Annotated in this window: 5 protein-coding genes; all 5 read right to left on the bottom strand. The window is 60.4% G+C overall.

Annotated elements, in window-relative coordinates:
- Window positions 1-149: 149 nt before the first annotated feature.
- The gene (locus G3N95_RS40035; protein WP_205975593.1) at window positions 150-1,445 is read right to left on the bottom strand and encodes an MFS family transporter; all 1,296 of its coding nucleotides are present in this window, start codon (window positions 1,443-1,445) and stop codon (window positions 150-152) included.
- A 351-nt stretch (window positions 1,446-1,796) separates the two neighbouring features.
- Window positions 1,797-3,533, bottom strand: coding sequence for a SpoVR family protein (locus tag G3N95_RS40040; protein WP_205975594.1), 1,737 nt, complete (start codon window positions 3,531-3,533; stop codon window positions 1,797-1,799).
- Window positions 3,530-4,801, bottom strand: a complete 1,272-nt coding sequence (locus tag G3N95_RS40045) for a YeaH/YhbH family protein (RefSeq protein WP_054926243.1) — start codon at window positions 4,799-4,801, stop codon at window positions 3,530-3,532. The genes G3N95_RS40040 and G3N95_RS40045 overlap by 4 nt, the downstream gene beginning before the upstream one ends.
- A gap of 141 nt (window positions 4,802-4,942) precedes the next feature.
- Window positions 4,943-6,865: a PrkA family serine protein kinase gene (locus G3N95_RS40050; protein ID WP_205975595.1), complete on the bottom strand. Its 1,923-nt coding sequence runs from the start codon at window positions 6,863-6,865 to the stop codon at window positions 4,943-4,945.
- Window positions 6,866-7,748: 883 nt separating this feature from the next.
- Window positions 7,749-8,510, bottom strand: a complete 762-nt coding sequence (locus G3N95_RS40055) for a hydratase (RefSeq protein WP_205975596.1) — start codon at window positions 8,508-8,510, stop codon at window positions 7,749-7,751.
- Between the last annotated feature and the right edge of the window lie 418 nt (window positions 8,511-8,928).

Consider the following 8,928-nt stretch of genomic DNA (forward strand, 5'->3'; position numbering starts at 1 on the left):
GCATGGTTCGACCGACTAGGCCTACCCCGTCTCTCCTGACCTCAACTTCCCGAACCGCCCGGTGCGGACCCGCATGCCGGGTGGTGTGGCAGGGGCGTAGCCTGTTGGCTACCCCCTATGCCGATCATGAGCGCGTCAGGCGCGACGCATCACGGTTCGTTGCGCAGATAACCTTCCTTCGACGGATCGCGCATGCGGAACGAGACGAGGCCCGCGATCGCACACAGCGCCGTCACGTACCAGTAGAACATCGATTCGCTGCCTGCCTGCTTGAGCCACAGCGCCACATATTCCGCCGAGCCGCCGAAGATCGCGTTTGCAACCGCATACGACAGGCCGACGCCCAGCGCGCGCACTTCGGGCGGGAACATCTCGGCCTTGATGAGGCCGCTGATCGACGTATAGAAGCTGACGATGGCGAGCGCGATCACCACGAATACGAAGGCCATCACGGGACTCGTCACGTCCTTCAGTGCGTGCAGCAGCGGCACCGTGCCGATCGTCGCGAAGAAGCCGAACAGCAGCATCGACTGACGGCGGCCGATACGATCGGACAAGGCGCCGAACACGGGCTGCATGATCATGTACACGAAGAGCGCAGCCGTCATCACGTTGCTGGCCGTTTTCGTGTTCATGCCTGCCGTGTTGACGAGGTACTTCTGCATGTACGTCGTGAACGTGTAGAAAATCAGCGAGCCGCCGGCCGTGAAGCCGAGCACCGTGAAGAACGCGCCCTTGTGCTTCCACATGCCGCGCAGCGTGCCCGCTTCCTTGCGCTGACGCGTCTCGGCCGTGGTCGTTTCGTCGAGCGAGCGGCGCAGATACAGCGCGACCAGTGCGGCCAGCGCGCCGACCACGAACGGAACACGCCAGCCCCACGCCTTCAGTTCTTCCGTCGTCAGCAGCTGTTGCAGGATCACGAGCACGAGCAGGGCGAACAGCTGTCCGCCGATCAGCGTCACGTACTGGAACGACGCGAAGAAGCCGCGACGCCCTTTCAATGCGACCTCACTCATGTACGTTGCGCTGGTACCGTACTCACCGCCCACCGACAAACCCTGGAACAGGCGCGCGACCAGCAGCAACGCCGGTGCGAGCGCGCCGATCTGGGCATAAGTGGGCAGCGCGGCGATCACGAGCGAACCACCACACATCATGAACACCGACACCATCATCGCGAAACGCCGGCCGCGCTTGTCGGCGAGACGGCCGAAGAACCAGCCGCCGATCGGGCGCATCAGGAAGCCCGCGGCGAACACGCCTGCCGTATTCAGCAACTGTGCCGTCGTATCGCCCTTCGGGAAGAATGCGGGTGCGAAGTACAGCGCGCAAAACGAGTAGACGTAGAAATCGAACCACTCGACGAGATTGCCGGACGAAGCGCCGACGATCGCGAAGATGCGTCGACGGGTGTCGGCGGGCGTGAAGACGGTTGTATCGGTCATGCTGGTGTCGGTCCCTTCTTTGAAGTTTCAGCGGTCGAACGCCGCCTTTGTGTTGCGCTCAAGCCTGGTTTCAACGAGGTTTCGGTCCTGTTGCAACCGGGTTGCAGCACGCGTGCGAGATTGTATATATATGTAAGCTTTTACGCGTCGGTATCTTAACGGATATCGCAGGATAACGGCGCGAACCCGGCATTCTGTAGGGCTGCGCTACCCTTTCGGGCGCTCTCGGGCCACGTATCGGCGATCCGATGCGAAACGCCGTGCACAATAAAAAAGCCAGCCCGAAGGCTGGCTCTCGTGACGCTGATCAGCTTGCAAAGCGTCGTCGGAACGGCGTCGCCGACTGCACACTCATACGCGCACGGCGGGTGCCGTATAGCGGCACTCATAACGCTTCCTGACCGTGCCGTTTTCATCGACGCTTTCCAGGTACACGTCGAATTGCCACAAGCGCGCCATGTGCTTGAGCACTTCGTCGCTGTCGCCCGACAGATGCCGGTTGTCGCTCATGAAGTGGCGCAGCGTGAGACTGCGGTCGCCGCGCGTGTTCACCGACCAGACCTGGATATTCGGCTCGCGATGATGCATGTCGTACTGCCGCGAGAGCGCCTGACGCACGTATTGATAGCCGCTGTCGTCGTGGATCGCGGAGACTTCGAGCGCATCGCGCATGTCGTCGTCGAGTACCGAGAAGAGCCGCATTTCGCGGATCAGATGCGGCGACAGATACTGCGCGACGAAGCTCTCGTCCTTGAAGTTGCGCATCGCGTAGTGCAACGCTTGCAGCCACGGGCTACCCGCGAGTTCGGGGAACCACTTGCGGTCCTCTTCCGTCGGGTGCTCGCAGATGCGGCGAATATCGCTCATCATCGAAAAGCCGAGCGCGTACGGATTGATGCCGCTGTAATACGGCTTGGTCACGGGCGGCTGATAGACGACGTTGCTGTGCGAATGGAGAAACTCCATCATGAAGCCGTCTTCGAGCTTGCCCTCGTTGTACATCGTGTTGAGCAGCGTGTAATGCCAGAACGTGGCCCAGCCTTCGTTCATCACCTGTGTCTGGCGCTGCGGATAGAAGTACTGGCCGATCTTGCGCACGATGCGGATGACCTCGCGCTCCCAGGGTTCGAGCAGCGGCGCATTCTTCTCCGCGAAATACAGCAGGTTTTCCTGCGGCTCCGGCGGATAGCGATCTTCCACTTCTTCGGGCAACGGCGTGTGGCGCGTCGGCAGCGTGCGCCACAATTCGTTGACCTGCGACTGCAGATACGCCTCGCGTTCGCGGCGCGCTTCCGATTCCTTCTGCAATGACAATTTCTGCGGACGCTTGTAGCGGTCCACGCCGTAGTTCATCAGCGCGTGGCACGAGTCGAGCAGCTCTTCGACGCGATCGAGCCCGAAGCGCTCTTCGCACTCCGCGATGTAGTTCTTCGCGTAGACGAGGTAATCGATGATGGCATGCGCATCCGTCCACAAGCGGAACAGGTAATTGCCCTTGAAGAACGAGTTGTGGCCATAGGCCGCGTGCGCGATGACGAGGGCCTGCATCGTCATCGTGTTCTCTTCCATCAGATACGCGATGCAGGGATTGGAATTGATGACGATCTCATACGCGAGGCCCATTTGCCCGCGCCGGTAACTTTTTTCGGTAGCGAGGAAATGTTTGCCGAACGACCAGTGCCGGTAATTGACCGGCATGCCGACGGACGCGTACGCGTCCATCATCTGTTCAGCGCTGATGAGTTCGAGCTGGATCGGATAGACGTCGAGTTCATATTGCTCCGCAACATGCGCAATATGTGTGTCGTACTCTTCGATCAGTTCGAAGGTCCAGTCGGACGGACACGGCAACGGCCTTCTATCGGCAACGTTCATACGGACTTCCCTTTGCCCTTCGGTGGGCGCCCCGGTGGGTCCCCGTGCTGCAGCTGCGTCAGGCGCTTTGCCTGCTCCGGCATCGGACGCACGCGCATCCTGCACGTGCGACGTATTCGCCTCGGCATGCCCGGCCTCACTCTGCTTCGGCACGCCTTTACGACGCTCGGGCTCGTACCCTCGCGCCTCGTTGTGCAGGTGGCGTGTCGTCATGCTGCTTCCACCTGCTTTTCGAACAACTCGCGGAACACCGGATAGATATCCGCAGCCGTTTCGACCTTCTTCATGGCCATATGCGGCTGCGACAGTGCGAGTTGCGCATATTCGAGCCACAGGTTCTGCTCTTCAGGCGTCACCTGAATGTACGCAAAATACCGCACCTTCTCGAGAATGTCATCTGCGAGGATCTTGCGGCACTTCGGCGAGTCGTCGGTCCAGTTGTCGCCGTCGGAAGCCTGCGCGCCGTAAATGTTCCATTCAGTCGGCGAGTAGCGTTCGTCGAGGATCTTCTGCATCAGCTCCAGCGCGCTCGACACCACCGTGCCGCCGCTTTCCGTCGAATGGAAGAACGTGTCTTCGTCGACTTCTTCGGCGCGCGTATGGTGACGGATGAAGACCACCTCGATCTTCTCGTAGTTACGCTTGAGGAACAGATACAGCAGGATGAAGAAGCGCTTGGCGAGATCCTTGCGCTGCTCGTCCATCGAACCCGACACATCCATCAGACAAAACATCACGGCTTGACTGGACGGCTGCGGCTGCTTCACGCGGTTCACGTAACGCAGATCGAACGGGTCGATGAACGGAATGCGCCAGATGCGGCCGCGCAGATGGTGGATGTCGTCTTCGAGCAGCTTGATCTCTTCGCGACGGTCGGCGGGGTCCGCCTTCATCTCTTCAAGCTGCTTCTCGAGTTCGTGCAGTTCGTTGACGAGCGGCGCACCGAGCGCGATGCGTCGGCCCAGCGCGCTGCGCAGCGAGCGCACCACGTCGATGTTGTTCGGCGTGCCTTCGGCAGCCCAGCCCGCGCGGATACTCTTCCACGTCGGCACGGCCAGCAGATGCGTTTTGACGAGACGCGGCAGTTCGAGATCGTCGAAGAAGTACTGCATGAATTCTTCGCGGCTCAGTTCGAAAACGAAATCGTCCTGCCCTTCGCCTTCGTTGCTGGCGCTGCCACCGCCGCCGCTGCCGCCGCCCCCTTGCGGGCGCGGGATCTTGTCGCCTCGAATGTAGTCGGCGTTACCCGGGTGCACCATTTCGCGCTTGCCGCCGGGGCCATGCCGGAACGACGGTTCGGCGATGTCCTTGCGCGGAATCGTGATGCTCTGGGTGTTTTGAATGTCTTTGATACTGCGGTCGCGCACCGCTTCCGACACCGCGCGCCGAATATATCCCTTCACGCGACGCAGAAAGCGTTCGCGATTTGCAATGCTCTTGTTCTTGCCTGCCAGCCTGCGGTCGATGATTTGATGAAGCACATCCGGTCTCCCGCTCCGATTTGGAATACGCGGGGCGCAAGTTGCGCATGCAATCTTATGTCCATGCGGCTTGCGCCTCGCAGGAGGCCCGCGCAAATCGGGTGAAGCGAACCCGTTTGCGCGGGCATTGCGCTACGCCTGTCATGACGACTTGCGCACACGCAGATACCAATCGCACAAGAGCCGCACCTGCTTCGGCGTATAGCCCTTGGTGACCATCCGGTTGACGAAGTCTTCGTGCTTGCGCTGTTCCTCCGCCGATCCTTTGGCATTGAACGAGATAACGGGAAGAAGTTCTTCCGTATTCGAGAACATTTTCTTTTCGATCACGACGCGCAGCTTTTCATAGCTGATCCACGCGGGATTCTTGCCCCCGTTCGCGGCGCGCGCACGCAGTACGAAATTGACGATCTCGTTGCGGAAGTCCTTCGGGTTGCTGATGCCGGCAGGCTTTTCGATCTTCTCCAGTTCGGCATTGAGCGCCGCGCGGTCGAAGCTCTCGCCCGTGTCGTGATCGCGGAACTCCTGGTCCTGAATCCAGAAGTCGGCGTACGTGACATAGCGATCGAAAATGTTCTGCCCATACTCGGAATACGACTCCAGATACGCGGTCTGAATCTCCTTGCCGATGAATTCCGCATAACGCGACGCGAGCACGTCCTTGATGAACGACAGATACTTCTGCTCGGTTTCCGGCGGGAACTGTTCGCGCTCGATCTGCTGTTCGAGCACGTACATCAGGTGCACCGGGTTCGCCGCGACTTCCGTCGTGTCGAAGTTGAACACGCGCGACAGGATCTTGAACGCGAAGCGCGTGGACACGCCCGTCATGCCCTCATCGACGCCCGCGAAATCGCGATACTCCTGATACGACTTCGCCTTCGGATCGGTATCTTTCAGATTCTCGCCGTCATACACCTGCATCTTCGAAAAGAGGCTCGAATTCTCGGGCTCCTGCAGACGCGTGAGCACCGACATCTGCGCCATCATCTTCAGCGTGCCCGGTGCGCACACGGCGTTGGACAACGACGAGTTGCGCAGCAGCTTCTCGTAGATCTTCATCTCTTCCGAGTAGCGCAGGCAGTACGGCACCTTCACGACGAAGATACGGTCGAGCAGTGCTTCGTTGTTGCGGTTGTTGCGGAACGCCTTCCATTCCGACTCGTTCGAGTGCGCGAGGATGACACCGTCGAACGGAATCGCGCCGAAGCCTTCCGTGCCCTTGAAGTTGCCTTCCTGGGTAGCCGTCAGCAACGGGTGCAGCACCTTGATCGGCGCCTTGAACATTTCGACGAATTCGAGCAGGCCCTGATTGGCGAGGCACAGACCGCCCGAGTAGCTGTATGCGTCTGCATCGTCCTGTGCGTACTGTTCGAGCTTGCGGATGTCGACCTTGCCGACGAGCGACGAAATGTCCTGATTGTTTTCGTCGCCAGGCTCGGTCTTCGCAATGCCGATCTGCCGGAGGATGGACGGATAGCGGCGCACCACACGGAACTTGCGGATATCGCCGTTGTACTCATGCAGGCGCTTGACGGCCCACGGGCTCAGGATGCTCTTCAGGTAACGGCGCGGAATGCCGTATTGCTCTTCGAGGATGGGACCGTCCTCGTCATAATCGAACAGGCCGAGGGGCGACTCGTTGACGGGGGAACCCTTGATCGAATAGAACGGCACGCGTTCCATCAACTGCTTGAGCCGTTCGGCGATCGACGACTTGCCGCCGCCCACCGGGCCCAACAGATACAGAATCTGCTTCTTTTCTTCGAGCCCCTGGGCGGCGTGCCTGAAGTAGGCCACCACCTGCTCGATCACGTCTTCCATTCCGTAGAACTCACGGAACGCGGGGTATACCTTGATCACCTTGTTCGCGAAGATACGCGACAGACGCGTATCGTTGCGAGTGTCGATCTGTTCCGGTTCCCCGATTGCCGTCAACATGCGCTCGCCTGCAGTGGCGTACGCGGCGGGATTGTCTTTGCAGAGCGCGAGATACTCCTCGAGCGAAAGTTCCTCCTCTCGCGTTTTCTCGAAGCGGGTCGCGAAACTGCTGTAGATATCCATGCTACCTCCTCGCCGAAGTCTGGGACGATGTCGTGCGCGGCGCGCTATCAGGAAACGACATCGCTCGAATTCATCCTAAACCCTTTTAAATTTTTTTTCACGAACTACGTTGTGAAAATAGCGCCACTGCCAGCACTCATCACCGCCTGCTTGATGACGAAAATACGCTCACCTACAATCGTTGCCCACAGTCGTGCGAAACATGACCGACGTGCTGCATTGCATCTCGCGTTCCTTCCCTGCGTTTCATGTGTCGCATGACATCCGATACATGTGGCACCGCGCGCTTTCCTGCACTTTTCCGCACCTTCGCAAACAGCCGTGCAGCACGCTGTCTGCCTGACCACACTCCGCCCACACATTACTTCTTCTTGCTCCTTCCCGCAGCGCATGTGACGGGTGCTTCGTGTCGCGATGCCTGCGCGTCATGCAATCCGTTGCCGCCTTTTCCGCCATAACGCACACATCCGTGTTTTCGACGACAGCATGCCCGCTGTGTTACATGTTTTGCATGTGCGCCAGCGCGCATGTCCTGCTGTTCGTCAGTGCATACGTCAATTCGTTCAACGCAAAACTGCACGCGAATGCGTGCATGGTCGGAGCGTCGAGTGAACCAGACGTTGCCGGAAATCCATGTTGAGTGCAGGGTCGGCATGCACGCTCGTTCATGTCTATATGACGACGAGTGCAGCATGTGTCTGAATAGGGGGATGTAGTCAGGTGTCCGCCCTTCGCGAACTGTGCGTTCCAGGCGAACGATCAGGAGGCAACGAACGGGTGGATGCGGACGGTGCAGACAGGCGGGTGACTGCATGCGCATGCACCGGCACGTCAGAACGCCGGCGCCGCATGCGGGGAAACGGGTGTTGCGGTGCTTAATGGTTTACGTCAATGCGACTTCAACTTCGCCCAGTCCGTCGATATGGCCATACACGGTTCCAGGTCCATCGACGCGATGTGCGCCCACATACGAGCCCGTCGTGATGATCCAGTCCGGCTCGATCGTGATACCCATCGCGGCGCAATGGTTGACGAACCACGCGAGCAGTTCGCGCGGATCGCCGGCGGGATTGCCAGGCGAATCGGGCACGAGCGACTTGCCTTCAAAGGTTAATTCGAGTTCCGGCGAGACGAAATCGAACGAGCGCGCGATCGACGCATAAGGCACGGCATGACCCGCCACCAGCGCACCGTTGTTCTGTGCGTCAGCAAGCTGGGCGAGCGGTGCGACGTTCGGCCACTCGGCGAAGCGGCTGTCGACGATTTCGATGGTCGGCAAGACGGAACCGACGCGCGCGAGCACTTCGTCGCGCGCATACGCCTGGCCGTGCGGTGCGATCGGCTCGGCGAAGCGGAACGCAACTTCCAGTTCCAGCAGCACGCGAAAAAACGAACCATGTTCGAGCCGGGCCGGCGACGCGACCGTCAGTGCCGCCGGAATCGGCGCGCCCGAGGCGGGGCCGCCCGGAGCTTTGGCACCGATTTTCCAGGCCCCTGTTTCGCCGCCCAGCCCCGCGATCACCGCCTGCTGGATCGCGTAGGCGGTGGCGGCATCGGGCGGGAGGGAGTCGAGCGGCAGCGTGTCGATGGCGCGGTGCTGGCAGCGCGCAAGCACGAGGCGTTGCGCGAGGTCGTGATCCGTCATGTCGTATCCCTTGTTGGCTGTTTTGAGGCGGCGCGAGGCAGAAGCAGCAGCGCATGACGTGGCGACCATCCGAGGGCTCGCGGCAGCTCGTGCAGCACGCCCTTGCTTCATAGGGTTCGTGCACGCCGTCATGCGGTGTGGATACATGCACGATGACGCCGGGCAGCATGTCCGCAACCGCGTTCGTCAATGTACCGGAACAATGGCGCGGCGGGTCGGTTCGGGGGCGCTCAGAAAACAAAAAGACGGCTGCCCTGGCGAGGGCAGCCGTCCCGTGACGCTGCGTCAGCCCGCGGCATTTCGAGCGAGCGGACGCGGCGGGTGTTCGCGCGAAACGGCGACTGCCGCTGCGCGAGCCCAATTTTGGTGCGTCAGAACGTTTCCCAATCGGCATCCGACGTCGCAGCCGCCTTCTGCG

Source organism: Paraburkholderia sp. Tr-20389 (genome assembly GCF_017104565.1).
GTDB lineage: Bacteria > Pseudomonadota > Gammaproteobacteria > Burkholderiales > Burkholderiaceae > Paraburkholderia.